Annotated in this window: 20 protein-coding genes and 3 pseudogenes; 17 read left to right on the top strand and 6 right to left on the bottom strand. The window is 67.6% G+C overall.

Annotated elements, in window-relative coordinates; all coding sequences use genetic code 11:
* Nucleotides 1-197 precede the first annotated feature (197 nt).
* The gene (locus ACZ69Q_RS10350; protein ID WP_471039384.1) at nt 198-1,634 is read right to left on the bottom strand and encodes a streptophobe family protein; all 1,437 of its coding nucleotides are present in this window, start codon (nt 1,632-1,634) and stop codon (nt 198-200) included.
* 1,101 nt (nt 1,635-2,735) lie between these two features.
* Nucleotides 2,736-3,359 carry a TetR/AcrR family transcriptional regulator gene (locus tag ACZ69Q_RS10345; RefSeq protein ID WP_471039381.1) on the bottom strand — a complete coding sequence of 208 codons (624 nt, stop codon included), beginning with the start codon at nt 3,357-3,359 and terminating at the stop codon, nt 2,736-2,738.
* Between the two features lie 150 nt (nt 3,360-3,509).
* Here ACZ69Q_RS10345 and ACZ69Q_RS10340 point away from each other — a divergent pair, with 150 nt between their 5' ends.
* The 4 genes from ACZ69Q_RS10340 (at nt 3,510) to ACZ69Q_RS10325 (ending at nt 7,150) form a co-directional block, all read left to right on the top strand.
* Nucleotides 3,510-4,505, top strand: a complete 996-nt coding sequence (locus ACZ69Q_RS10340; protein ID WP_471039379.1) for an NADP-dependent oxidoreductase — start codon at nt 3,510-3,512, stop codon at nt 4,503-4,505.
* Between the two features lie 65 nt (nt 4,506-4,570).
* Nucleotides 4,571-5,437, top strand: coding sequence for an alpha/beta fold hydrolase (locus ACZ69Q_RS10335; RefSeq protein WP_471039376.1), 867 nt, complete (start codon nt 4,571-4,573; stop codon nt 5,435-5,437).
* A 33-nt stretch (nt 5,438-5,470) separates the two neighbouring features.
* The gene (locus ACZ69Q_RS10330; protein WP_471039373.1) at nt 5,471-6,277 is read left to right on the top strand and encodes a strictosidine synthase; all 807 of its coding nucleotides are present in this window, start codon (nt 5,471-5,473) and stop codon (nt 6,275-6,277) included.
* A gap of 45 nt (nt 6,278-6,322) precedes the next feature.
* Nucleotides 6,323-7,150: an enoyl-CoA hydratase/isomerase family protein gene (locus ACZ69Q_RS10325; RefSeq protein ID WP_471039370.1), complete on the top strand. Its 828-nt coding sequence runs from the start codon at nt 6,323-6,325 to the stop codon at nt 7,148-7,150.
* A 562-nt stretch (nt 7,151-7,712) separates the two neighbouring features.
* On the opposite strand, the gene ACZ69Q_RS10320 is transcribed toward ACZ69Q_RS10325, so the two are convergent.
* A complete protein-coding gene (locus tag ACZ69Q_RS10320; RefSeq protein WP_471039367.1) occupies nt 7,713-8,426 on the bottom strand; it encodes an SDR family oxidoreductase in 714 nt (237 codons plus the stop codon).
* Between the two features lie 168 nt (nt 8,427-8,594).
* Between ACZ69Q_RS10320 and ACZ69Q_RS10315 the strand changes: the two genes are divergently transcribed.
* Nucleotides 8,595-9,197: a TetR/AcrR family transcriptional regulator gene (locus ACZ69Q_RS10315; RefSeq protein WP_471039364.1), complete on the top strand. Its 603-nt coding sequence runs from the start codon at nt 8,595-8,597 to the stop codon at nt 9,195-9,197.
* A 197-nt stretch (nt 9,198-9,394) separates the two neighbouring features.
* Nucleotides 9,395-9,643, top strand: a complete 249-nt coding sequence (locus ACZ69Q_RS10310) for a hypothetical protein (RefSeq protein ID WP_471039360.1) — start codon at nt 9,395-9,397, stop codon at nt 9,641-9,643.
* A 424-nt stretch (nt 9,644-10,067) separates the two neighbouring features.
* Here ACZ69Q_RS10310 and ACZ69Q_RS10305 read toward each other — a convergent pair whose 3' ends face one another.
* On the bottom strand, nt 10,068-11,165 hold the full coding sequence (locus ACZ69Q_RS10305) for a LacI family DNA-binding transcriptional regulator (RefSeq protein ID WP_471040188.1): 1,098 nt from the start codon (nt 11,163-11,165) through the stop codon (nt 10,068-10,070).
* A gap of 245 nt (nt 11,166-11,410) precedes the next feature.
* Between ACZ69Q_RS10305 and ACZ69Q_RS10300 the strand changes: the two genes are divergently transcribed.
* The 8 genes from ACZ69Q_RS10300 to ACZ69Q_RS10265 all read left to right on the top strand — a co-directional run bounded on the left by ACZ69Q_RS10300 (nt 11,411) and on the right by ACZ69Q_RS10265 (nt 21,104).
* A complete protein-coding gene (locus ACZ69Q_RS10300; RefSeq protein WP_471039357.1) occupies nt 11,411-12,328 on the top strand; it encodes a carbohydrate ABC transporter permease in 918 nt (305 codons plus the stop codon).
* A gap of 2 nt (nt 12,329-12,330) precedes the next feature.
* Entirely contained in the window at nt 12,331-13,278 is a 948-nt protein-coding gene (locus ACZ69Q_RS10295) for a carbohydrate ABC transporter permease (RefSeq protein ID WP_471039354.1), read from the top strand.
* 56 nt (nt 13,279-13,334) lie between these two features.
* Nucleotides 13,335-14,678, top strand: coding sequence for an ABC transporter substrate-binding protein (locus ACZ69Q_RS10290; RefSeq protein ID WP_471039351.1), 1,344 nt, complete (start codon nt 13,335-13,337; stop codon nt 14,676-14,678).
* Nucleotides 14,679-15,354: 676 nt separating this feature from the next.
* A complete protein-coding gene (locus ACZ69Q_RS10285; RefSeq protein ID WP_471039349.1) occupies nt 15,355-16,842 on the top strand; it encodes a ricin-type beta-trefoil lectin domain protein in 1,488 nt (495 codons plus the stop codon).
* Between the two features lie 157 nt (nt 16,843-16,999).
* The gene (locus tag ACZ69Q_RS10280) at nt 17,000-18,448 is read left to right on the top strand and encodes a GH1 family beta-glucosidase (RefSeq protein WP_471039347.1); all 1,449 of its coding nucleotides are present in this window, start codon (nt 17,000-17,002) and stop codon (nt 18,446-18,448) included.
* Between the two features lie 334 nt (nt 18,449-18,782).
* Nucleotides 18,783-19,574: an IS5 family transposase gene (locus ACZ69Q_RS10275; RefSeq protein WP_471039344.1), complete on the top strand. Its 792-nt coding sequence runs from the start codon at nt 18,783-18,785 to the stop codon at nt 19,572-19,574.
* Between the two features lie 120 nt (nt 19,575-19,694).
* Nucleotides 19,695-20,180, top strand: coding sequence for a hypothetical protein (locus ACZ69Q_RS10270; RefSeq protein ID WP_471039341.1), 486 nt, complete (start codon nt 19,695-19,697; stop codon nt 20,178-20,180).
* Nucleotides 20,181-20,468: 288 nt separating this feature from the next.
* Nucleotides 20,469-21,104: a hypothetical protein gene (locus ACZ69Q_RS10265; protein ID WP_471039338.1), complete on the top strand. Its 636-nt coding sequence runs from the start codon at nt 20,469-20,471 to the stop codon at nt 21,102-21,104.
* 9 nt (nt 21,105-21,113) lie between these two features.
* Here ACZ69Q_RS10265 and ACZ69Q_RS10260 read toward each other — a convergent pair.
* Both ACZ69Q_RS10260 and ACZ69Q_RS10255 read right to left on the bottom strand, forming a co-directional pair.
* Nucleotides 21,114-22,143: pseudogene (locus tag ACZ69Q_RS10260) on the bottom strand (aldo/keto reductase).
* Nucleotides 22,144-22,254: 111 nt separating this feature from the next.
* Nucleotides 22,255-22,677, bottom strand: coding sequence for a VOC family protein (locus ACZ69Q_RS10255; protein ID WP_471039336.1), 423 nt, complete (start codon nt 22,675-22,677; stop codon nt 22,255-22,257).
* Nucleotides 22,678-22,837: 160 nt separating this feature from the next.
* On the opposite strand from ACZ69Q_RS10255, the gene ACZ69Q_RS10250 reads away from it, so the two are divergent.
* The 3 genes and pseudogenes from ACZ69Q_RS10250 to ACZ69Q_RS10240 all read left to right on the top strand — a co-directional run.
* The gene (locus ACZ69Q_RS10250) at nt 22,838-23,839 is read left to right on the top strand and encodes a helix-turn-helix transcriptional regulator (protein WP_471039333.1); all 1,002 of its coding nucleotides are present in this window, start codon (nt 22,838-22,840) and stop codon (nt 23,837-23,839) included.
* Nucleotides 23,840-24,135: 296 nt separating this feature from the next.
* Nucleotides 24,136-24,696: pseudogene (locus ACZ69Q_RS10245) on the top strand (recombinase family protein); the annotation flags it as partial.
* A 42-nt stretch (nt 24,697-24,738) separates the two neighbouring features.
* Nucleotides 24,739-25,331 (top strand): annotated as a pseudogene (locus ACZ69Q_RS10240) (IS5 family transposase); the annotation flags it as partial.
* Nucleotides 25,332-25,451 lie beyond the last annotated feature (120 nt).

Genomic DNA, 25,451 nt, shown 5'->3' with positions numbered 1-25,451 from the left:
CCGGGGGCGCTCCCGACGCCGACCCCAGGCAGGGCAGAGCGCTCGACAGGTGTCAAAGGGGCCTCCAGGCAAGCGGGAACACACTCCTGACCCCGCCAGACACGGGGGATACGGCTGAAGCCGCGCGGCCCACGGCAGCCGAGAACCTGCCGGGCAGGATACGAAAGTGGACCGTCTTCACCGCGTAAAGCCCCCTGTTACCGCGCACCACGGTCACCCCGCACCACAGACAGGAGGCTTCCGGTGAACCCAGCCAGGCCGCCAACGAGCAGCCCGAAGACGACAGTCCGCAGCACGCTGCCACGCAGCTCAGCCAGTATTCCCCCCATCTCGCTGCCGAACATGCTGACGCCGAAATGCCCGGACGCCCCCACCAACCAGGCCGCCCCGCCCAGGACAACGGCGGTGACGACACCGAACCGCTCGGCCATGCCCAGATGCTGGGCCAGCGGACCCCGGTACGGGAGCATCGGGAGTTCGTGGCCGGGGTGCGCGGCCCGGGCCGCCCGGTAGGCGCAGGCAAGCAGGATCAGGCCGGTCACCACGAGCGCCGCGAGCCACAGCGGCCATCCGCCCGCCGCCAGAGACCTCAGGTGCTCGGTGCGGTCCGGCCGATTGCCGCCGCCCATTCCACCCGTACCACCCATCCCACGCATGAGCGCGGCGAGCGGGTTGCCGCCCTCGTCGCTCTGTACCGGATGCACCGCGGCAGTCCATGAGGAACCAACGCCCAGCGTCAGAAACACTGCCAGGGCGTTCGGGGCGAGCAACAGAGCGGCACCCGCCGCCGAGCCGACCCGGTCACCGACCACCACCCCGACGAACAACAAGACCACCAGCGGTACAGCCGCCAAGACGAGAACCGTGCGGACGACGACTGAGAGGCTCCGGCCCCAGGTGGTGCGCAGCCCGTCCAGCGAACCGCCCAACGGCAGCCGCACCCGACGGCTGATCAGGCATCCCACGCCGATCACGACCCCCACCCACAGGACCGCGCCGAAGCCGGTCGAACCCGCGCTCATGTGGTAGGTCATCGTCGGCTGGGCCCCCGCACCGCCACCGCCCAGAAGCTCACTCAGGCCACCACTCCCGCCGCCGAATCCCTCATCAGACCGGCCCCCGCCGGTTCCTCCCATCCCGGTCATCGCCGACGCGGGCATGGTGGCCGATCCCTGCGCGAGGCCCGCCACGATCATGAGGGTGACAAGCGCCGCGGTTCCCGCTCCCGCCGCCCGCACGGCCAGTTCACCGGCGGTAAACCGCCGCTGCTGCCCTTGACGCAGCCGCTTGGAGAACGCGACCCACAGGACGACGGCGCCGACCAACGTGACTCCGAGAGGCACGACATCGGCCGCACCGCTCGTCGAGGGGCCCATGCCACCACCGCCGCCGAACAGCGATGCCAGACCGCCGATCGCCCCGGCGTCTCCGGAGACATCCGAACCCGCGCTCACCGAGCCGCCGACGGCCATGGCCGTCAGGGCCATCGTCAAGGACCACAGCGATCCGAATGACCCGGCATCGAGCAAGGCCAGAGCCAGCGCGGACACGGCCGCCATGGCGACCACCGCGCACAACGCGGCCCCCGCTCCTTCCAAAGCGTTCTGCCATGAACCGATCAGGTGTACCGGCACGGTGCGGCGTTGGGATCGCGGACTCGTACCAGGCTCCGCACTGGAACCGAGCCTCGTGCGGGGGTGGTGTGTGGTGGCAGCCATCTAGGAAACTCCGCTTCACTCGCGGGGAGCACGCGGCGCCGAACCGGGGAGATTCCGGCGCCGCGTGCCATGGGACCCGCACACACTCGCGGTTGCGGATACGACGTTCCCGAGAGGTTCTGGGAGGTCTCTGAGAGCTGGTGGGGGATCCACACAGGTCACGGAGCACGCACGACCGAGGTGTCGGCCTCTCTCTCAGAAAGTTCCCAGAACCGCCCGGACGCCCGGCATCAGCGCCGCTCCCAGCATGTTCAGCCTTAGCCCTCGTAGATGGCTGGTGAAGCCGTGCGCGATCCGGGGCGCGGGGAGGGCCGAGCATGTTCTCACCGCATTCGGCGCAGAGTGACCGCAGTCAGCGCCCTCCCGGCCGCGCGCCCCGAGCCCGCACGCCAACCCGGACGAAGTCCTGCGGCAAGCCCCCCACGCGGCCACCTGCCGAAGGCGTCCCCATCACCGAGCCGCACGAGGCAACTCCCCTTCTCTATCCAGGAGATCAAGCACATGTGAACGAGAAACACCCGCGACCAGGCCCCGGCACGCGAGGACTTCGGCCTCACCGTCACTCCATCCAGCGGAAGCTTCTGGTACCAGCAACCGGAAGTACATACCTGCGGATTGACAGGGGCACAATGACGCTTACGGCCCGGCGCCGGTAAGGCCCCACCTCATGACCGCAGTCGCACGTAGAGATCGCACCCACTAGGGCATACCACTCCGTCGGTAACCAGCGGCGCGGAGAAACTGAAGCCGTGCTGCGACAGCACGACGACGTCGGCCGGATCGCCGAGGCGGCTCAAGCCGCTTTCGGGGACCTGGACGTCCTCCTGGCGGGGTTCGATACGACCCACGGCGATCACGACACCGCGCGCAGCGCCGGGATGGTCTTGCCGAGTTGCGCGGCGCGGATCGTGGCGACGTACCCGCTCGTGCCGGCGCCAAGGGCGACGACGTCGTAGTGCGCGCTCATGACGTGCCCCCTTTCCAGGGTGTTCGATGGTTGGCTCGCGGAGCGAGTGGTCATGCGGCGCGGTGGTGGGGTGCCAGGGTGGCGTGGATCTGGTCGCGGATGTCGGCGAGGACGGCTTCGTCACTCCAGTGCAGGTACACGGTGGCGGTGGTGCTGATGTGGATGATCGCGGTGATCACCCGCGCCAGCGTTGCCGCGTCGGCGGCGTCGATGTGCTCGTCGCGGGTGAGCAGGCCGGTGATGCCGACCTCGAGGCGGCCGGCAAGGGCTAGACCCGTTTGCCGGTAGGGCTCGGCCGGGTCGCCGAAGACGAGTTCGTGCAGGTATGTGCGGCCGTTCTCGATGCGCTCCCTCACACACTCCACCACGGGACGGATGAGAGTGATGACCGGCTCCAGTACGCCCTGTCCGACGGCGGCGTTCGCGGCGGCGAGGCCGGAATCGATGGCGGCGGCGAACTTCTCGTTCTGCACCATGATCAGCAACTCGGCCTTCGTGGACGCGTACAGGTAGAGCGTCCCGATCGCGACATCGGCTCGGTCGGCGATCTGCTGCGTCGTGACCCCGTCGACGCCGTGTTCGGCGAACAACTCGCGGGCTGCGGTCATGATGCGCTCGCGCTTGGCCTGTTTGGCCAGCTCGCGGCGCCCGATCGGCATGTGACCGCTTCCCATGAGGACCTCCCTTGACAAGAATTCTGAGTGGACTCATAGTTGAGTTTACTCAGATCGATTGAGTGAGGCGAGACCTCAGAGTGTCGCGCTGAATTGGCCGACCCGGTCTCAGACCTGGACAAATTGGACTAAGGCAAGGAGTGACGCCTCATGCGAGCGTTCGTCGTCACCAAGTACAAGGAGCCGCTGCAGGAGGCGGACGTCCCCGAACCCACCGTGGGGGAGCACGACGTGCTCGTCCGGGTGGAGGCCGCCGGGCTGAACCCTCTGGATGAGAAGATCCGCGCGGGTGAGTTCAAGCAGGTCCTGCCCTACAAGCTGCCGCTGATCCTGGGCAACGACGTCGCGGGCACCGTCATCGGTGTCGGGGCAGCGGTTCGCGGCTTCAAGCCCGGAGACGAGGTCTACGCCCGGCCCCACCAGAACCGCATCGGCACATTCGCCGAGCGCATCGCCGTCGCGGAGGGCGACCTTGCGCTCAAGCCGGCTTCGATCAGCATGGAAGAGGCCGGCTCACTGCCGCTGGCGGCGCTCACAGCGTGGCAGGCGCTGGTGGAGCGCGGGAAGGTGCGGCCTGGGCAGAAGGTTCTCATCCACGCCGGGGCCGGCGGGGTCGGTTCGATCGCGATCCAGCTCGCCGCGCACCTCGGTGCGAGCGTCGCCACGACCGCCAGCGGTTCCAACGCGGACTTCGTGCGCGCGCTCGGCGCGGACACGGTGATCGATTACCGCACCCAGGACTTCGAACAGCTCCTGACCGGCTACGACCTGGTGCTGGACAGCATCGGTGGGGAGACCCTCGAGAAGTCCCTGCGGGTGCTCAAGCCCGGCGGCAAGGCCATCGGGATCGCCGGTCCCCCGGACCCCGCGTTCGCCCGCGAGGCCGGCCTGAACCCGCTGCTGCGCCTGGCCGTCGCGGGCCTGAGCGGCAAGATCCGCAGGCAGGCGAAGAAGCTCGGGGTGACGTACGAGTTCCTGCTCATGCGCGCCAGCGGCGACCAGCTCCGCCAGATCACCACCCTCATCGACGAGGGCGTGGTGCGTCCGGTCGTGGGAAAGGTGGTCGGCTTCGACCAGACCCCGCAGGCGCTGCAGTCCCTGTCTCAGGGTGGCATCCGCGGCAAGGCCGTCATCGGCAACAGCTGACCGCCGCAACCGCGACGGGCGACACGAAACACACAGCGACACAGAACACGCAAGGAGAATCCGTCATGAGCAGCACCGACACCCCTGACGAAGCCGTCATCACCTCCTACGCGAAGGCCCCGGCCCGCACCGTCAGCGCCGGCGGCGTCACCTACGCCTATCGCGAGCTGGGACCGAAGGGCGGCATCCCCGTCGTCTTCTTCGTCCACCTCGCCGCGACCCTGGACAACTGGGACCCCCGCATCATCGACCCCGTCGCGAGGGGCCGTCACGTCATCGCTTTCGACAACCGCGGTGTCGGGGCGTCCACCGGCCAGGTGCCGGACAGTGTCGAGGCGATGGCCGACGACGCCTACACCTTCATCAAGGCGCTCGGGTACGACGAGATCGACGTCTTCTCCTTCTCCCTCGGCGGCATGGTCGCCCAGGCCCTGGTGGTCAAGCACCCCGAGCTCGTCCGCAAGCTGGTCCTCACCGGCACCGGGCCCAAGGGCGGCAAGGACATGGACAAGATCGCCAGAATCACGTACTGGGACATCCTGCGCGCCACCTTGACCCGCTCGGACCCCAAGGAGTTCCTGTTCTTCAACCGCAACGCCACCGGCAAGCCCGCCGCGCGCGCGTTCGTCAACCGGCTCAAGGAGCGCACCGTCGACCGCGACGCGGACATCAAGACCAAGGCGTTCCAGACGCAGCTGAAGGCGATCAAGAAGTGGGGGCGCTCCGCCCCCGACGACCTTTCGTCGATCACGCAGCCCACCCTGATCGCCAACGGCGACAACGACCGCATGGTGCCGTCGGTCCTGTCGGAGGACCTGCACCGGCGTATCAAGGGCAGTGAGCTGATCATCTACCCCGACTCCGGGCACGGCGGCATCTTCCAGTACCACGACGAGTTCGCCCCCGTGGCGGTCGAGTTCCTGGCCCGATGACAACCGTCTGACCAGGAAGAGAAGGGCAACACCATGAGCACGTCACCGGCCGTCGCACCTCTGCAAGTGAGGAAGCCTCTCACCTCCTCGATCCTGCTGTGGGTGCGCACCGACCAGCCCCGCCAGACCGGCATGGACCACTGGAAGGGCCCGCACTCAGGGATCATCTCCGCCACCCCGGGCCTGGAGGAGTACCGGCAGATCCACCTCGCCGAGCACAACCCGGGCCGGTGGCCGGCCACCGACGGGGTCCAGACCGCGATCCCCGCAGACCGGAAGATCGACGGCGTCGCGGAAGTCACCTTTCAATCGGCGCTCGCACCCCTGAAAGGGCGCAAGCAGACGAAGCTGGCCTACGCCGACGAGATCAACGTGTTCCGCCGCACCCTGCTCTACGCCGGCCCGCCGAACTCATCCCGCTGGTACGACGTCGCAGGCCCCGGACAGACGGTCGGTGCCCGCGCGCTGATCTACCTTCGCCGCAGAGACGGCGTCGGCGCCGGCGCCTTCCGGAAGTTCGTCAACGAGCAGCTCGCCCCCGCGCTCGCCGGCACCGGAGTGCTGAAGGAACTGCGCACGCAGACGTTCCTGCCCTGGATCGAAAAGCTCTGGGACACCCCGGACGTCGCCCACGACAACCCCCACGACCAGCACTTCCACGCCTCGGTCAGCCTCGGGTTCACCGACACCGCAGCAGGGGACGCCTTCTTCACCGGCAACGCGATCGAGGACCTGTCCAACCGGCTGGCACCGCAAGTCTCCGCGATCCACGCCTACGACGTCACCGCCGCCCTCACCTACGTCAAGAACGGCGACATCCTCCCGCGCTACCAGGAGTGAGCAGCGCAGGTGGGAAGCGGGACCACCGGATCTGCTCAGCAATCCATGAGCGAGCAAAGCACCATCCACTACGAGCGCACCTCACCGCAGATCGCGAAGATCACGTTCGCCAACCCGCCCGTCAACCTCATCGCCGGCGAGACCGTCCTGCGCCTCATCGAGATCGTCGAAGAACTGGCCACCGACCCGGACATCCAGGTCGTGCTGTTCGACAGCGCCACCCCCCGACTTCTTCTACAACCACTTCGACCTGGCCGCCGCCGACTTCCCCGCCCCCGAGGACCCGGACGCGGTGCCGGCATGGACGAATCTGGTCTGGAACTCTCCAGAGCGCCCTACATCACCATCGCGGCCATCCGGGGACGCACCCGCGGCGGCGGGAACGAGCTCGCCCTCGCCCTCGATCTGCGCTACGCCAGTCGTGAGAAGGCGATCTTCGGACAGCCCGAGGTCGGCAGCGGACTGCTGCCCGGCGGTGGCGGCACCGAACGCCTCCCCCGGGCCATCGGACGCGACCGCGCCCTGGAAGCCATCCTCACCAGCGACGACTACGACGCCGACACCGCCGAGCGTTGGGGCTGGGTCACCCGCGCCCTCCCCGACAGCGAACTCGACGCCTTCGTCGGCACCGTCGCCGCCCGGCTCGCCTCCTTCGACCGCACCTCACTCGCCTCGGCCAAAGCCCAGATCAACCGGGCATCCCTGCCCCCGGACGCGGACCTGATCGCCGCGTACGGCGAGTTCACCCACTCCCTCACCCTCCCCGGTTTCCTCACCCGGGCCACAGGCACGCAGGCCGTGGCCGAACAGGTCGGCATCGACTTCGAGTACCGTCTCGGGCACTACATCGGCATGGCCAACCAGCAACGCTGACACCCACCAGGAAGCGAGCACGGACGCAGCGGATGCCGCGGCCGTCCTCTTTTGTCGCGGGGCCCACCTGATTTCCGACGTCTTCGGCACTGTGGTCGACCGGCGCACCAGCATCGCGGGCGAATTCGAACGCGTCGGCGCCCGCGTCGCGGCACAGGCCGATTGGCCAGGACTCACCTCCAAGTGGCGCAGCCTGTACCCACCGACACTGCTGCGAGTGGTGGCGGGGGAAGTGCCCTGGCGGTCGCTGGACGAACTACACCGGATGATGCGCGGACGAGTGCGCGCCGAGCTTGGCCTGACCGAGCTTCACCGACACAGACCGGGCCGACCTCGCGGTGCCTGGCACCGCCTGAGCCCGTGGCCCGACAGCCGCGATGGTCTGTCACCACGGTGGTGCCCCGCTGCTGATCGGGCTGCTGCCGGATCGCCCGCCGATGTCATCCGCGGCTCGACGGCCGCGACGGTGCACCCCTTCTCGACACCGGCCGGCCAACTGTTCGAACGCCATGGATCACGGGGTCCCGACGTGAAGAGATCACGTCGGGACCGAAGAACAAGCTCAGGCGTCCGTGCTGTGCAGGTCCGGGTAAAGCGCCTCGACCGGGCCGCTCAGAGCCGCCTTGACCCCCTTGGTCAACTCGTCGGCCAAGACCTCGTATTCTCCGGCCTCGACGGCGTCGTAGACCGTCGTCACCAGATGCGTCGGCAGCATCTTGGGTCCGACAGCGTGCGCGGCCATGTCGGTGTCGACGTAGCCCATGTGCACACCCGTCACGTGGACGCCCATGGGTGCGAACTCGATGCGCAGCGAGTTGGTGGCCGACCACAGTGCGGCCTTGGACGCGCTGTAGGCGCCGCCGAAGGCATACCAGCTGGCAACGGAGTGCACGTCGATGAGGATTGACCCCTTCTTGGCGGCGAGGACCGGTGCGAAGGCGCGGGCGAGGAAGACCGGCCCGAAGAAGTTCGTCTCCATGTTCGCCCGGATGTCCGCCTCGGTGACGTCCAGCAGGCTCGCGCTCGGCGGGATGGCGCCCGCGTTGTTGACGAGCACGGTGACATCCGCCGCGTCGGCGACGGCTGCGTCGATCGACGCGCGGTCGGTGACGTCGAGGGTCAGGGGGACGATGCGCTCATCGTCCCAGGCGCGGGGGGAACGGGCGGTGGCGTAGACCTTGGCGGCGCCGCGTTCCAGGGCGTCGTGGACGAAGTGGGTGCCGATACCGCCATTGGCGCCGGTGACGAGGACGACTGATCCGTCGAGAGAGGGCATTGCTCTTCCTTCTTTCCAAGGGGATGTGAAGGGCGTGGCTGTGCGCGGATGGAGCAATGACTCCTCGCCCGGCCGTGGAAGAATGAGCGGAGCCACATTGGAGCCCACGCGGTAATGACTACCATCATAACTGAGTACAGTCAGAAATGATTCCTGGAGGACACCGCCATGTCTGTCGCCCCCCAGTCGGTCGGACGGCGCGAGCGGAACAAGCAGGAAAAGCTCGACCGCATTGTCGCTGCCGCCAGTGAGCTGTTCGCCGAACACGGCGTCGATGAGGTCACGACCCAGCAGATCGCGGACAAGGCCGACATCGGCACCGGGACCTTGTTCCTTTATGCCAAGACCAAGGGCGAACTCCTCCTGCTTGTGCAGAACGCCAAGTACGCCGAAGCGCTCGAGCAGGGCCGGGCGGACGCCGAGACCGTCCCAGGCGTGCTGGACGCGGTGCTGGCGATCGTCCGACCGATCGTGGAGTGCAACCGCACCCAGATCGACAACGGACGCACCTACCTGCGAGAGATGGCCTTCGGTGACCCCGAGGAGCCCCGGCACAGCGAAGCACTCGCCATCGTCGCGCAGACCGAGGAGGCCATCGCCGCCGTGCTGCGCCGAGACGAGCGGGTCGCAGAGGGCGACGCCGCGACACTGGCACACATCGTGTCCGCCGTGATGTTCCTCAGCATGGCGGCGAGCGTGAACATCGCTTTGAGCGTCGAGGGGATCGTGCAGGACATCCGGGGGCAGGTCGACGTCCTGCTGCCTCGCTGACGCGCGGCCCGGCTTCCAGGCCCAGGCGATCATCAGGGTGGAAAGTATTCTTCGAAGAGGTGCGGACGACGTGCGCCCCTACGGCGGCTTCTCTGGGGCTTACAGGTCCCGAGGAAGAGGATGTGGTGATGCCATGCGCTCGCTACAAAGGCGCTGTGGTTGAGTACTGGGTCTCTCTCGATTACTCAGAGGGAACCATGGGATGCAGCGCCGTCATCAATACGGAGGCGTACCTGCTGACGGTGGACCTCGAGCCGCTTGCCATCACCGCCGGCGTCGTGGACAAGCGCGGCGGCATCTCCTTCAGTGCCCGCAACCTGAAGCAGCTTCGCAAAGCCCTCCTGGGGCATGCCGACTACATCCAGCGTGTGCACCCGTTCCGCTACGACACCGCTGCCGCGGCCGAGGACCTGAGGCGGCGAGCCGGTGCCCGACAGTGGACCTAGCGTGAGTAGTTGTTGTCTTTCCGATCTTGAGAGATGCGCGTCGAACGGGAGTCCCGATTAGGTGGTCCTGGGTGCTTGGGGGCGCGTTCGCATCCCGCGGATCCGGGGTGACCCCCGTGCCGACGGTGTTGCCGCCGTCCGGAGCCAGTACCGTGTTGACCCGCCTGCGGGCGATCGCCCACTCCTGCCATTCCAGCTCGGCCGCGGCCAGCTCGGCCTGGATACGGCAGCCTCCTCACGCAGCCCGTCGACTCGACGGCGAGCGGCGAACTCGTACTGTTTCCAGTAGCCCGACCCCGACGGCATTCGAGGCCTCCCGGCGAGCGACAACGCGACACGCCACAGCTCCCACGGAATCACCGACCCTAGGCTTGACCAGATGAAACGCCGTCCTCAAGTTCGGCAAGCCAACAGCCACCCACCCTTACCGCTTCGGGGGCGGCGGCGCCGTGCTGCTTCTGACCACCAGGCGGGTGGGAACGATGTCCGTGCCGGATCGGGGGACGTCGTGTTCGTGGATCTGCCGCAAGACCTCCTGGGCACTTTTCCGGCCCACCTCGGCGAAGTCCTGGTGGACGGTGGTCAGGGGCGGGGCGAAGTGGGCGGCATCGGGGAGGTCGTCGAAGCCGACCACGCTGATGTCGCCGGGGACGGCCTTGCCTCGTTCTTGGAAGGCGTGCAGGAGACCGAGTGCCATCTGGTCGTTGGCGGCGAACACCGCGGTGCAGTCCGGCTCTTGTGCGAGTTCGAGGCCGGCCGCGTAGCCCGATGCGGCGGTCCAGTCGCCGTGCAGGGGCGGTGGCACAGACCGTCCGGCTTCCTCGAGCACGGTCCGCCATGTCTGGGCTCGGCGCTGGCTTGCGTACGACGTCTCCGGACCGGTCACGTGCCAGACGGTCTCATGTCCGAGTTCCAGCAGGTGGCTGATGGCCTCTCGGGTGCCGCCGGCCTGGTCGGTATCGACCACGCGATAGCGGTCTCCGGCGTCGGAGTCCACCACGACCACGCGCACGCCGGGCGGCAGCTTCACGGTTCCCGCGTCAAGCAGGTAGACCTCGATGAAGACGATGACTGCGTCGACGGCCAGTTCGCCCATCCGGGTGAAGGCGCCCAGCACACTGTCCTGGGTCGGAATATCGACGGGGATCACCGTGATCGCGTATCCCTCGGCCGCAGCCTGGGCCGCGATCGCTTGCACGGTGTCGCTGTGGCCGGTGGCGGAGAGGCTGTGGAGGATCACGCCGATGGTCTTGAACTGCCCGTACCTGAGGGCGCGCGCGGCACTGTTGGGCCGGTAGCCCAGTTCCCGCATCGCAGCCTGCACCCGCTCCCGGGTCGAACCGATCACGCTGGGATGGCCGTTGGCCACCCTGGACACGGTCTGACGTGAAACGCCGGCAAGCGCGGCGACGTCGGCCCTCGTGACGTGCTGCCTGTGGCGCCCGCCCGGTACGGCCGAGCCGCCTCGCTGCGCACCGATCGCAGGACCAGGATCCTGCTCTCCGCGCTCACTCAGGTCCATCGAGCCTTCGCTCCTGTCTGTCCACTCGTCGCCGTCCGCTGAAGGCGCGGGCGGAAGTTTTAACGTGCGAGAAACCTTGACCTCCCACTGTGACGGGTGCCACGCTACCGCATCATGTTCACGTGACCAACCGCCTGCGGGCTGAATGGTCACGTGAACAGGGTTCGGGCCGGCACGCTGAGCCGGACTCGATGTTCACGTGACCACGCAGTGTGGTCAGCGTTCGCGCAGCAAGGAGTGAAGCGGTGGTCGCAGCACCACAGGCAAGGGTTCTAGGTGCCAGGAGGCCATCGGCCTCGAGACGGCGGTCATGGGTCGGCTGGCGGTTCGTCGGGCCGTTCGTGGCGGTGTTTGCGCTGGTCTTCCTCGCACCGATCGGCTACTCGATCTACCTGAGCCTGTTCCGTACCCGGCTGATCGGCGGAACGGCCTTCGTCGGTGCCGACAACTACACCGAGGTGCTGGGCGACGCGCAGTTCTGGTCAGCCTTCGGGCGGGTGGCGGTCTTCCTGGCCGTGCAGGTCCCGATCATGTTGCTCCTCGCGCTTCTACTGGCCCTGGCGATCGACAGCGGCCGCCTGTACGGGGCGGGCTTCTTCCGGATCTCGGTGTTCCTGCCTTACGCGGTGCCGGCCGTCGTCGCAACGCTGATGTGGGGCTTCATGTACGGAACCCGGTTCGGCCTGGTCGGCAACATCAATGAGGCGTTCGGGATCTCGCTTCCCGACCCGCTGTCGCCCGGTCTGGTCCTCGCGTCGATCGGCAACATCGTGACCTGGCAGTTCGTCGGCTACAACATGCTGATCCTCTACTCGGCGCTGAGGGTGGTCGATCCGACGCTGTACGAGGCCGCGGAGATGGACGGGGCCGGGCAGCTACGGATCATCCGGGCGATCAAGCTCCCGGCGCTGCGCGGGGCTCTGTCGATCGCGACGATCTTCTCGATCATCGGCAGTTTCCAGCTGTTCAACGAGCCGAGCGTCCTCAAGAGCCTGGCGCCGAATGCGATCACGTCCTACTTCACGCCAAACCTCTACGCCTACTCGCTGTCGTTTGCCGGACAGAAGTTCAACTACTCGGCCACGGTCGCCATCGTCATGGGTGTGATCACGATGATCATCGCCTACGCCGTCCAGCTGCGCGGCATGCGAAAGGAATCCTGATCATGGCGACCACGACTCCCCGCGTCGGGCACAAGCCGCGCACCGCACAGCACGCGGGTGCCTCTTCGGGCCCGCTGGTGGTCCGCCCCGCGCGGCGCGCCTCCCGCCGGAAGAGGCGCAGCGCCACGCTGACCGCCCTGACGGTGATCATGCTGGTGTACACGCTGCTGCCGCTGGCCTGGCTGGCGATCAACGCGACCAAAACGCAGAAGGGGCTGTTCGACTCCTTCGGCCTGTGGCTGGATGGCGACTTCGCCCTGTTCGGCAACATCGCCGACACCTTCAGCTACAACGACGGGATCTTCACCCGCTGGCTGCTCAACACCGTGCTGTATGTGGTGGTCGGGGCGGGCGGCGCTACCTTCCTCGCGACGCTCGCCGGGTACGGGCTGGCCAAGTTCGACTTCCCCGGCAAGAAGGCCGTCTTCGCGACCGTCATCGGAGCGGTCGCGGTGCCCGGTACCGCACTGGCGGTTCCCACCTTCCTGATGTTCTCCGAGATGGGGCTTACCAACACCCCGTGGGCGATCATCATCCCGTCGCTGGTCTCGCCGTTCGGCCTCTACCTGATGTGGACCTTCGCCACCGACGCCGTCCCGAAAGAGATCCTGGAGTCGGCGCGCGTCGATGGCGCCGGCGAGTTCCGCACGTTCTTCCAGATCAGCATGCCGATGCTGGCGCCGGGAATCGTCACCGTTCTCCTCTTCAACGTGGTCGCGACCTGGAACAACTACTTCCTGCCGCTGATCATGCTGAAGGATCCCGACTGGTACCCGCTGACCCTCGGCCTGAACAGCTGGAACGCCCAGGCTTCCACCGTGGGCGGCGAAGCGGTCTTCAATCTCGTGATCACTGGATCACTGCTCACCATCGTCCCGCTGATCGCGGCGTTCCTGCTGCTCCAGCGGTACTGGCAGTCCGGCCTGTCCGCCGGAAGCGTCAAGGGCTGATCTGCGCCCGCCGACTGCCACCCCTCCCAGGTACACCGCACGAAAGGGAACACCCCATGACGAGAACCCGTCGTCACGTCCTGCTGCTGGGCGCCGCGGCCCTGTCGGTGGCACTCACCGCCACCGCCTGCAGCTCCTCCGGCACCGAGGACTCGGGCAGCGCCAAGCCGGCGTCCAACGCCGACATCCAGGCCGCCCTGAACACCGGCGGCGAGATCACGGTCTGGGCCTGGGACCCGACGCTGAAGAAGGTCGTCAGCGACTTCGAGGCCAAGTACCCCAAGGTCAAGGTCAAGCTGGTCAACGCCGGCACCAACAACGACCAGTACACCGCGCTGCAGAACGCGGTCAAGGCCGGATCGGGTGTCCCCGACGTCGCCATGATCGAGTACTACGCCCTGTCGCAGTTCTCGCTCGCCAAGTCCCTCACCGACCTCAGCGCCCTCGGTGCGGACAAGCTCAAGGGCACCTTCTCCGCCGGCCCGTGGAGCGCCGTCCACGCCGGCACCGAGGATATCTACGCCCTGCCGATGGACTCCGGCCCGATGGCCCTGTTCTACAACAAGGAGGTCTTCGACAAGCACAAGATCAAGGTGCCGGCCACCTGGGAGGAGTACATCGCCGCGGCCAAGAAGCTGCACAAGGCGGACCCCAAGGCGGACCTCACCGCCGACACCGGCGACGCAGGCTTCACCACCAGCATGGTCTGGCAGGCCGGCGGCAAGCCGTACACCGTCGACGGCACCGACGTCGGCGTGAACTTCGACGACGCCGGGACCAAGAAGTTCACCACCGCCTGGCAGCAGCTCATCAGCGACAAGCTGCTCGCGCCGGTCTCCCCCTGGAGCGATGCGTGGTACAAGGGCCTCGGCGACGGCACGATCGCCTCCCTCGTCACCGGCGCGTGGATGCCCGCGCCCCTCGCATCGGGCGTCAAGGCCGGCGCCGGCAAGTGGCGTGTGGCGCCCATGCCGCAGTGGAAGAGCGGGCAGGAGGCCACCGCCGAGAACGGCGGCAGCTCGCTGGCCGTCATGCAGGCCAGCACCAAGAAGGAGCTCGCCTACGCCTTCCTCAAGTACGCCACCGTCGACGAGGGCGCGCAGACCCGCGTCGACGCCGGGACGTTCCCCTCCACCACCAAGCAGCTGAAGTCCCCGGACTTCCTCAATAAGAAGGACCCGTACTTCGGCGGCCAGAAGATCAACGAGGTGCTCGCCGAGTCGGCCAACGACGTCCTCATCGGATGGTCGTACCTGCCCTTCCAGGTCTACGCCAACAGCATCTTCAACGACAACGTCGGCAAGGCCTACGTCAGCGACACCACCCTGCAGGACGGCCTCAAAGCCTGGCAGGACGCCTCCCGCAAGTACGGCCAGGAACAAGGCTTCACCGTCAAGTAACACGCCCCCGGCCCGTGTCCCGCCCGCCTGTTGGCGGGACAGCAGGACCGGCCAACGGCACTTCTTCACACCTCCACCCTGAGGGCACGAGGTCGCACGACCGGCCGCCAACGGCCGCCGCTGACGACGACCTCAGCGACCCGCCTCCACCATCGCCCCGCCGGCCACCTGACAGGCCGGCGGGGTCCCACCCCGGGCTCACCGAGCCACACGCGGTCTCCCTCCCCCATGCCCTGAGCCGCCCGTACCCGAAGGAGCAACCCGGATGCACGGACGCTCGCCCAGCATCCTGCCCAGGCCACCGCCCGCGCGGATTCGGGCACCAGTGGTCGCGATCACCGCAGCCGGCCGCGCAGCCGCCCACAGCATCCCGCGCCCGCCGCCCCGAGCAAGGACACTCAGCGGGCGGTGACAACGCCGTAGCGGGCCTCACCCGCAGTGGCCCCTTCTCCACATCAAAGGCCGTGCCCGCCAGCCCAAAGCGAGCACGTCAACTCAGCCGACCCCACGTTCCCCGGCCGCCCGGCGCCCATCACCACCCTTGCGCCGCGCCCCCTCCAGGGACACACCGGGCGCCACCACCGCATCACAACCGCCCACTGCGGCAGATCGCTTCGTGGCGCCCAAGGCGGCAACGACCGCCTGCACAGAGCCGCATGCAGAAAAGGAACACGACATGCCCAACTCCCAACGCACCCGGCCAGGTCCTCACTCCGCCGTACTGCCCCCCGCCCGTACCCGCTTCCTCCGCCGCGCGCTGGCCTGCCTCGCGGCCGCACTGATCGCCGCGCCGATCACCATGCTGTCCACCGCGTCGCCGGCGGCTGCGGAAACCAACCCGACGGACGCCAGCAAGTTCAAGGGCGTGAACTGGGCCCGCGTGGGAGACAACTATGTCCACGGCGACGTCGTCCCCGAGGGGTTGGACAGCTCCGACAGCTACGACACCGTCAAAGCCAAGGCCAACGCCATCCTCGGCGGATTCCAGAGCACGCTCGGCGCCAACACCGTCCGGCTGCCGATCAACACCCACTCCGTCCCCGGCACGACGTGGGGCGACAAGTACACCGGCGCCATCGACGCCGCAACCGCCAAGGGCTTCAAGGTCATCCTCTCCTACTGGGAGGACGATGCGGCCCAGAGCGGCAGGATCACCAATATGGCCGCCTTCAACTCGATGTGGGACGCGGTCATCGGCAAGTACGGCTCCAACAGCCTGGTCTACTTCGAGCCGATGAACGAGCCCCACGGCTACAGCGCCACCGACTGGGCGAACCTCGCCGCCAAGTGGATCACCGACCGCCCCTCGGTCCCCAAGAACCGGATCATCGTGAGCGGACCCGGCTCGAACGACTACGTCACGACCGTGTGCGCCGACTCCCGCCTCGACGGGACCTACCTCTCGCTCCACCACTACGCCTTCGGTAAGCCGGCGAAGACCTACAGCGAATGGGTCACCGACTTCAAGAGCAAGGTCGGCACCTGCGGCACGCGTACCATCCTGGACGAGTTCGGCGCGCCGATGGACACAGGTCTCAACTACAACGACGCGACGAGCACCGACAACTTCGTGCGGTACCTGCGTGCCGACACCGACACCGCCCGTTCCCTCGGCATGGGCGCGGTCTACTGGCCGGCCCTCGGCGGTAAGCGCATCGACCGGCCCGCCTACGACTGGTACTCCCTGTTCGACCTCAAGGGCAGCGGCTCCAACCTGGCGCTGGGCGTTCGCAACATCAGCGGCATCGACCGCCTGAAGTACGCCTGGGGCAGCGACCCCGGCTCGCACACGAGCATCCTGCGCAACGTCGGCAGCAACGGCTGCCTCGACGCCGATCTCAACCACAACAACGGCCAAGTCCAGGTCTGGGCCCAGTGCTGGGGCGGCGACAACCAGCAGTGGACCCTGACGCCCTCCGGGCAGATCACTGTCTACAGCCAGGGCACGAAGTGCCTGGACGCCTACGGAGCAGGCACCAACGACGCCACCAAGGTCGGCACCTACGACTGCAACGGCCAGGACAACCAGAAGTGGATGTTCTACTCCGACGGCACGATCCGCGGAGTGCAGTCCGGTCTGTGCCTGGACAGGGCCCTGGACACCTCCAAGGCCCAGCTCTGGTCCTGCTGGGGCGGCAACAACCAGAAGTGGCAGACCATCTGAGAGGCAGCCCCCCGCCTGACACCCACAGGCCGGTCGCGGACGTCAAGAGCCGCGACCGGCCTCATCCCCGGGGCCCCCCGGGCCGGAGCAGCCGACCGGTCCATCCACGGTCCCATCGGCACTCCGAACGTCTCCCTACCACGAAGCGAGGAAAGCTGTGCCCCTTGACGACCTGACCGCATTCCACCCCGGCTTTGCCTGGGGAGCGGCCACCTCCGCCTACCAGATCGAAGGCGCGGTCGCCGAGGACGGCCGAGCACCATCCATCTGGGACACCTTCTGCAAGCAGCCCGGCACCATCGCCGGCGGGGACACCGGCGACATCGCCTGCGACCACTACCGCCGGTGGCCCGACGACGTGGCGTTGATGAAGGCCCTCGGCCTCAACGCCTACCGATTCTCCATCGCCTGGCCCCGCGTCATGCCGGACGGGGACGGCCGCGTGAACCCGGCAGGGCTGGCCTTCTACGACCAACTGGTCGACGCACTGCTGGAAGCGGGCCTTGCTCCTCATGCCACCCTCTACCACTGGGACCTGCCGCAGGCCCTCGAGGACCGCGGCGGCTGGCCCGCCCGCGACACCGCCCTGCAATTCGCCGACTACGCCACCGTTGTCGCCGACAGGCTCGGTGACCGGGTCACCAACTGGGCGACGCTGAACGAGCCGTACTGCTCCGCATGGCTCGGCCACCTCCAGGGGGTCATGGCGCCGGGCCGCACCGACCTGACCGCCGCCGTGCGCGCCTCACACCACCTGCTGCTCGCCCACGGGCTCGGCGTCGAGGCCCTCCGGTCCACCGCCTCACAAGCGCGGGTCGGCATCGTCAACATCCTCACGCAGTCCGAGCCCGTAAGCGACCGGCCCGAGGACATCGCCGCCGCCCGACGCGACGACGGGCACAACAACCGCTGGTGGCTCGATCCCATCCACGGCCGCGGTTACCCGGCCGACATGGTCGAGGTGTACGGGACCGAACCACCCGCCGAACCCGGTGACCTGGAGACGATCGCCGCGCCGCTGGACTGGCTCGGCGTCAACTACTACAAGCGGTCAGTCACCGTCGACGATCCGCAGGGGCCCGCACCGTTCGCCCGTCCCGTCACACCGCCGGGCACACCCCGTACCGGAATGGACTGGGAGGTCCACCCGGACCGGCTGGAACACCTGCTCGTCCGGATCAGCGAGGACTACGCACCGCGATCGATCTTCGTCACCGAGAACGGCTCCGCCTACCCCGACCGTGCAGCGCCCGACGGCAGCGTCCACGACGTCGAGCGCATCGCCTTCCTGGAGTCCCACCTGGCAGCTTGCACGCGGGCTGCCCGCCGCGGCGTCCCGCTCGACGGCTACTTCGCCTGGTCCTTGTTGGACAACTTCGAATGGGCCTACGGCTACTCCCAGCGGTTCGGCATCGTCCACGTCGACTACGAGACCCAGACACGCACCATCAAGGACAGCGGCCACCGCTACGCCGAGATCATCCGCGCCCACGGGCGCACCACACAACACGCAGCTTCCGTCGCGATTCCCACCCCCGAGAAGGGAACCTCTGTTCGGAGGAGCGGTGCAGTAACTGAAGACCCTCGTCACCAGAGGACTGTCTGACGCTCACATGTCCCGGGCCGACAGGACGCGGCGAAGCGGTGCATGGATGCCGCCGAGGCCGAGGCTCTTGGTAGCTGTTGTTTTTCGATCTTGAGAGAAGCCCGTCGGGCGGGAGTCCCGATTGGGTGGTCGCGGGATGCTTGGCGCATACGGGTGGGGCCTCCTGAACAACTCGTTGGTATCGAATCACCGAGCAGGAGGCCCCGGTGCCGCAGTGTTCCGTGTTGATGTCCGTGCAGTCCAGATCGGTCGCCCTGGAGTGTGACTGCCTGGCTCACCGGTTTTCGGAAACGCCGCCGACAACGGGTCCCGGCAGCCGCGTTATCCGACGGACTTGACGGACCGGGAGTGGACGGCTGTCCGGCCGTTGCTGCCGGTGCCGGGCTGGCTGCGCGGTCGCGGCGGCCGGCCGGAGGCGTACTGCCACCGGGCCGTACTTGATGCGATCCGCTACCTGGTGGACAACGGCATCAAGTGGCGGGCGATGCCTGCTGACTTCCCGCCGTGGGACCGGGTGTACGCATTCTTCCGCCGCTGGCGCGACCACGGTCTGGTCAGGGAGTTCCACGACCGGCAGCGCGCCAGGGCCCGCCTGATGGTGGGCCGCGACGCGGAGCCAAGCGCAGGCGTGATCGATTCGCAGTCGGTCAAGGCGGACGCGGTGGTCGGGGCGGACAGTCGGGGCTTCGACGGCGGCAAGCTGGTCAACGGCCGCAAACGGCACGTCGTGGTCGACACGCTCGGTCTGCTGCTGGGGGTGATGGTCCCCGCCGCGGACACCGGCGACCGCACCGCCGCCCGCGTGCTGCTGAAACAGGTAGGCGATGCCCACCACCGCCTCGCCCTCGTCTGGGCCGACGGCGGCTACACCGGCAGCCTCGTCGAGCACTGCCTGGCCGCGTTCGCGCTGGTCCTGGCGATCGTCAAGCGCAGCGACGACATGCGCGGCTTCGTGGTGCTGCCCAAACGGTGGATCGTCGAGCGCTTCTTCGCACACCTGATGCGCACCCGACGCCTGGCACGCGACTTCGAACGCCGCACCACCGGTGCCGAAGCAATGATCTACTGGTCGAGGACCCTGCTCATGACCCGCCGCCTGGCCCGGACACGCCCGCAGCCGGCATGAACCGGCCCGGTGCGGGCTCGGCCAGCCAGCCGCGGGCCTCCATGCGTCCCGTGAACGGCACCCTGGGTTGGTGGAGATGACACAGAGGCTTTCTCGACGACTGTTGCTTCAGTGGCGCCCGTGTTGGTGTTCGCGGGACTGGTGGAGGCGGCGACGTATCGCCGACGGGAACACGAGCAACTCGACCGGATACTGGAGGACTTGCGCGAATCGCGTGATCGGGGTCAACCCGCACCAGATATTAACCAGACTGAGCAGCGGATGAGATTGGCAGCCCGCCCTGCCAAGTGGGTGTTCCTGGGGTGGACGCTCTTTGCTCTTGCCCAGATCACCGCGGAATGGGTGTCGTTGCTGTGGCTTGCCACGCCAGACGCTGGACAGCACACGGCAAACGCCTACTTCTGCTGGTTCGCCTTGGTCGGGGGAATGGTATGGCTTGCGTACTTCCCGGTTGTGCAATCTGGCGTTGCTGAGGGCAAGGCCATGCTGGAGGCGCGGAAATTGGTGACTCAGTGGCGGGGAGAGTCTGGGCCCGATGAGGGCGGCTCACCATCTCCGTGGGGCTCGCTGCGTCCGCTGCGGCGCCGTCCGGTTCCCCCTGGCTGAGTTGCAAGGGCGATGTGCGGCGCGGGCGTTGGTCTTGTCGAGGAGGCTGCCCCCGCGGGAAAGGGGCACCTGGTGGCCGAGGGTGAAGGAGAGCGGGTGGCGGGCGTCGAGCTCGTGCCCGATGTTGTGGCCACACCACCAGCAGGGCAGGCGCTGTGCGCGGAGCCACGCGCAGTACCTGCGGTAGGGGCGCCCGTTGCAGGGGTTGCCAACCACGGCACCTCCTGCGGAAGTCACTGTTCGGCAACGTGGGTCGCAGGACAGGCGGCGCCTGGGCAGTCTGTCTGGGTGCAGATGACAGAAGCTTTTGCGACGACTGTTGCCTCTGTGTCATCGGCGATTCTCATCGCCGCCACGTTGGAGGCAGCCGCCGTGAGCAGGGCGATCCAGGACTGGACACGCGCAGCGTTCGACAGCTTCAGGAGCATGAAGGTGGAGCTGGCGAGCATGACGCTGTCAGAGCGCCGGGCAGCCTTGCAGGCGTTCAAGGTACAGAGATTGCCGAAGTATGGCGTGGGGGCCGCGAAATCGCTCTTGTTCCTGGCGACTGGCCTCGTGTGGGGTTTGATCATGGTCGCGCAGGCGGCGGCAATCGTCCTCTGCCTGGTCTGGTTGGCGGACCCCAAGGAGCCGAAGGAGGTTGAGGCCGCCGAGGCTCTGGCCGTCGTTGTGGCTGCCGGCGCGCTCGCCGTTGCTGTGGTGCCTATCTGCCGGGTGTTGTATTCGCCCCTTGGTCCTCTGGCAGAAGGGTGGCTGGAGTTGAAACTCCAGGAAGTGGCTCTTCAGGGCTCTGAAGAGAGTGCGGGTGAGAGCCAGGCCGATGGATTGGAGCCGCGTCAACCTCTGGGCCCGCGCGGCCGCGACGAAGCCTCAGCCGGGGACAACGAGGATGAGGCGTCGTCGTCAGCGAGTGGCGCCGCTTGAGGGCACAGTTCACGAGGCGGCTCGCTCGTGGGACGGGCGTCGGCGCAGGTCCGTGTGGGTGAGGGAGGGAGGTACGCAGGAGACGTCCAGAGGGCTGATGTCGGTGCCGGGCGGGACGATTGCGTCGATCTTGTCGAGGATGTCGTCGCCGAGCGTAAGGGTGGCGCCGACGAGCAAGCGTCCAGATGGTCCATGGTGCGCGGGCCGATGATGGCTGCGGTGACGTCTGGGTGGCTGGTGGCGAAGGCCATGGCCACGTGCGTGAGGGAGTCGCCGGTTTCTTCGGCGAGGGTGAGCATCTGCTCCACCGCGTCAAGCTTGCGTTCGTCGGTGAGGTGCCGGGAGACCCACTGCATGCGGGCGTTGTCGGGCCGCGGGGCGTTCTTGCGGTAGCGGCCGGCGAGCAGACCCATGGCCAACGGACCCCACACCAGAGCGCCCAGGCCGTAGCGGCGGCAGGTGGGCAGGACCTCCCGCTCGATGCCGCGGTTGAGGATGGAGTAGGTGGGCTGCTCGGTTCGCAGGCGGTGCAGTCCACGCTGCTGGACACCCACTGGGCCTCGACGATTTCCGAGGCCGGCAGGTTGGAGGAGCCGATCGCGCGAACCTTCCCGGCACGCACGAGGTCGGTGAGCGCGGAGAGGGTCTCCTCGATGTCGTTGTGCGGGTCGAGGTGGTGGATCTGGTAGAGGTCGATGTAGTCGGTTTGCAGCCGCTTCAGTGAGCCCTCGACCGCCTGGACGACCCAGCGCCGGGAGCTGCCCCTGCGGTTGGGGTCCTCGCCCATCGGTCCGTTGAACTAGGTTGCCAGCACGGCCTCGTCGCGGCACCCTTTGAGGGCCTTTCCGACGATCTCCTCGGTCTCGCTGTCGCCGTACACATCAGCGGTGTCGACAAAATTGATGCCCGCATCCAGCGCCCGGTGGACCATGCGCACGCAGTCGTCGTGATCAGGATTGCCCACTTTGCCGAACATCATGGTGCCCAGGCAGTAGGCACTCACTTCGATGCCGGTCCGTCCCAGCTTCCGCACCCTCACGGTGCCCCGTTTCCTTCCGCTGCCGTACGGGTTCGGTGCCTGCGCCGTCCGGGCCGCCCGTGCGGCTGCGGCGGCCCGGACGGCGCAGGCAGGTCAGGTCGGTCGGCTGGTTCAGCCGTTGTACGGAGCGGTGACGTCCAGGACCCAGGTGACACCGAAGCGGTCGGTGAGCATGCCGTACAGCGGTGCCCACCGCGCGGGCTCCAGCGGACGCACGATGGTCGAGCCCTCGGCGAGCTTGCCCCACAGGGCGCTGATCTCCTCGGTGTCGTCGCCACGCACGGAGACGAAGAACGGGTTCTCGCCCTGGTTCCAGGGCAGTTGCGAGGGCACGTCGTAGGCCATCACATGGAAGCCGTTGTCGCCGGCTACCTCGCCCCACATCACCCAGTCCGCCTCGCTCTCATCCTTCACGGCGCCCGCGTCCTTGTAGGTGACCGCGACGGTACGTCCGCCGAACACGGACTGGTAGAAGTCCAGCGCCTCACGTGCGGTGCCCCGGAAGTTCAGGTGAGTGGTGGTCGTGACGGACATGACCTGCTCCTTGCTCGATGTGATGAATACACACCGCCGACCGTCCCAGCTCCAGCGGCGGCTGCCGTGACCAGGAGCGATGCCTCCCGAACGGCTCGTACGCCACGATGGCAGAGGTAGAGGACAGGTTGTGTCCGGTACTCCGGGGAGTATGGGTGCCATGCATAAAACATCTGCCCGGCTGCTCGCGCTGCTTTCGCTCCTTCAAACGCCCCGTGACTGGTCCGGCGATGATCTCGCCGAACGTCTCGGCATCACGTCGCGCACGGTGCGCCGTGACATCGACCGGCTGCGCGAACTCGACTACCCGATCAAGACCGTCAAAGGACCGGCCGGCGGCTACCGCCTGGAGGCCGGCACTCACCTGCCGCCCATGCTGTTCGACGACGACCAGGCCGTCGCACTGGCCGTCGCGCTGCAGACCGCGGCCGCCGGCACCACCGTCGCCGACGACGCCACCCGCGCGCTGGCCACCCTCCGCCAGGTCATGCCACCCCGCCTGCGCCACCGCATCGACCTGTTGCACATCACCGCCGTCGGGCCGCCCGCGGCGGCCGGCGACACCCCCCAGGTCGACGCTCAGGTCCTGATGGACCTGAGCCGCGCCATCCACGCCCGCGAGGAACTGCGTTTCGACTACGCCCCGGGTCCAAGCACCTCGGCCGATGACGTCCGCCGCGTACAACCCCACCACCTGGTCACCTGGCGTCATCGCTGGTACCTGGTGGCCTGGGACCTCCACCGCGAGGACTGGCGTACCTTCCGCGTCGACCGCATCCGGCCCCGCACACCCACCGGCCCCCGCTTCACCCCTCGTGACCTCCCCGGCGGCGCCGTCTCCACCTTCATCAGCAGCCGATTCCGCGGCAACGACGGCACCTCCACCGACTGGCCATGCCAAGGCGAGGTCATCCTCCGCCTCCCGGCCGCCGATGTCGCACCCTTCGCCCAGGACGGAATCGTCGAGGAACTCGGCCCCAGCCACTGCCGGCTCATCCTCGGCTCCTGGTCATGGACCGGACTCGCCGCCGCCATTGGCCGCTTCGACACCGATATCGAAGTCATCGGCCCACCCCAACTGGCAACCGCATTCGGGGACCTCGCCGCCCGCTACGCCCACGCCGCCCGCACCACACGACCAGAGACCGGCCCGGCGCGGTGAGAACAGAACTCACCACGCCGCTCAAGCCCTCCGAACCTCCGGGGCCGACCCAACGCTCAGTTACGCGCGATCCGAGTGCAGGGAAGGGGTTCGCATGAACAAACCTTTGCTCGAGCAAATCAAATAGGGTCGGATGAAGGTCACCAAGAAGCTGACCGACTCTCAGAACCCGTTCGCGCTCAAAGGTGGCAGGAGAGAGCTCTGCGACTTGCGTTGCGAGAATCTGGGTCCAAGACGGTCCCTCAAGAACCTTCCGCTGGACCTGAGTCCGAAGGCGATCTCGTCGAGCGCCATCCGTGCCCGAAGTACAAGGCCGCCCCCGGCTCGCCGTGCCGCTCGCGCAGCGGGGCAGTCACGAGCACCTACCACCGGCCGCTTCACCAAGGTGCCGAAGCCGGCGAAGGAGCTGCGGGTGCCGACCCCGGCCAATCGAGGGACGGGGCAGCCCTGACGACCCGGCAAGTCGGTGCCCGCGGCCGTCGATCCAGCCTGCCGAGCGCCAACATCCGTATCGGCTATGCCCGTTGCTCGCACCACAGCCAGGAGCTCGACTCGCAGTGGACGCGCTCGCCAAGCACGGCATCGGCAGAGACAAGATCTTCAGCGAGAAGAACAGCACCCGGGTCAAGATCCGCCCGAAGTTCGAGGAGGCACTGAAGACCGCCCGGGAGATCAAGGCGTACGCCCCGCACTGCCGGGTCATCTTCACCGTGTTCGAGATGAAGAGGGTGAGGTGTGACGCGGCAGAGACCGCCCTCGCGGACCATCTGACCGAGCACGGCCTGGTGCTGGAGATGCTCGCCGGACCGTTGCCCGGCATCTACGACCCCACCGGTCCCGGCAAGTTGCTGTTCGGGTTCTTCGCCGCGATGGCGGAGACGGAGCGGGAGAACATCCGGGTCTGGTCCAGGGCCGGCGTCTGGGGCCGGCTGCATGAAGCGGTCCTGCACCAACTCGACGACGCGGGCCTCATCGACGTCTCCCGCGTCGTCCTCGACTCCGCGCACGTGCGCGCCAAAAAGGGGGCGAACACACAGGTCCGAGTCCCGTGGACCGGGGCAAGCCGGGTTCCAAGATGCACGTCCTGTCGGACGCGAACGGACTGCCCCTGGTCGTCGGCGTCTCCGCCGCCCACGTCCACGACAGCGAAGGGCTGAAGCCCATGGTGGCCGGTCACCAAACGAGACACGACCCTCACCGGGGCCGCTACTTCAAGCCCCAACGCCTGCATGCCGACAAGGCGTACGACATTCCCTACCTGCGGAAATGGTTACGCGGCAAGCGCATCGGAGTGCGCATCGCCCGCAAAGGCGTCGAGTCCAGCGAACGTTTGGGCCGCCGTCGGTGGGTGATCGAGCGGACCATCTCCTGGCTGTCCGGCTACCGCAGACTCAGCCCTCGCTATGAACGCAATCCACGCAACTACCTGGCCTTTCTCGGCCTCGCCGCACCCATCTGCTGCTACAAGCGGTACGTCCGCCTCACCACGTAGGACACGGTCTAAGAGCGGCGCCTGAAGACGAGTTTGCCCAGTAGAGTCCGGGGTCAGGTAAGTCGCCGTCCCATCTTCGCTTCGACTGACGGTTGCCCCCCTTGGTATCCCACCACTCTT

The organism is Streptomyces sp. NPDC036764 (assembly GCF_055609385.1).
Note: the sequence above shows the minus strand (reverse complement) of the source record. Positions and strands in the feature narration are given on the sequence as shown.

What these genes read in the sequence shown, in the direction of transcription:
- ACZ69Q_RS10345 (WP_471039381.1), bottom strand. Translation starts at nt 3,359, where the DNA reads ATGGGAAGCGGTCACATGCCGATCGGGCGCCGCGAGCTGGCCAAACAG.
- ACZ69Q_RS10340 (WP_471039379.1), top strand. Translation starts at nt 3,510, where the DNA reads ATGCGAGCGTTCGTCGTCACCAAGTACAAGGAGCCGCTGCAGGAGGCG.
- ACZ69Q_RS10335 (WP_471039376.1), top strand. Translation starts at nt 4,571, where the DNA reads ATGAGCAGCACCGACACCCCTGACGAAGCCGTCATCACCTCCTACGCG.
- ACZ69Q_RS10330 (WP_471039373.1), top strand. Translation starts at nt 5,471, where the DNA reads ATGAGCACGTCACCGGCCGTCGCACCTCTGCAAGTGAGGAAGCCTCTC.
- ACZ69Q_RS10325 (WP_471039370.1), top strand. Translation starts at nt 6,323, where the DNA reads ATGAGCGAGCAAAGCACCATCCACTACGAGCGCACCTCACCGCAGATC.
- ACZ69Q_RS10320 (WP_471039367.1), bottom strand. Translation starts at nt 8,426, where the DNA reads ATGCCCTCTCTCGACGGATCAGTCGTCCTCGTCACCGGCGCCAATGGC.
- ACZ69Q_RS10315 (WP_471039364.1), top strand. Translation starts at nt 8,595, where the DNA reads ATGTCTGTCGCCCCCCAGTCGGTCGGACGGCGCGAGCGGAACAAGCAG.
- ACZ69Q_RS10310 (WP_471039360.1), top strand. Translation starts at nt 9,395, where the DNA reads ATGGGATGCAGCGCCGTCATCAATACGGAGGCGTACCTGCTGACGGTG.
- ACZ69Q_RS10305 (WP_471040188.1), bottom strand. Translation starts at nt 11,165, where the DNA reads ATGGACCTGAGTGAGCGCGGAGAGCAGGATCCTGGTCCTGCGATCGGT.
- ACZ69Q_RS10295 (WP_471039354.1), top strand. Translation starts at nt 12,331, where the DNA reads ATGGCGACCACGACTCCCCGCGTCGGGCACAAGCCGCGCACCGCACAG.
- ACZ69Q_RS10290 (WP_471039351.1), top strand. Translation starts at nt 13,335, where the DNA reads ATGACGAGAACCCGTCGTCACGTCCTGCTGCTGGGCGCCGCGGCCCTG.
- ACZ69Q_RS10285 (WP_471039349.1), top strand. Translation starts at nt 15,355, where the DNA reads ATGCCCAACTCCCAACGCACCCGGCCAGGTCCTCACTCCGCCGTACTG.
- ACZ69Q_RS10255 (WP_471039336.1), bottom strand. Translation starts at nt 22,677, where the DNA reads ATGTCCGTCACGACCACCACTCACCTGAACTTCCGGGGCACCGCACGT.
- ACZ69Q_RS10250 (WP_471039333.1), top strand. Translation starts at nt 22,838, where the DNA reads ATGCATAAAACATCTGCCCGGCTGCTCGCGCTGCTTTCGCTCCTTCAA.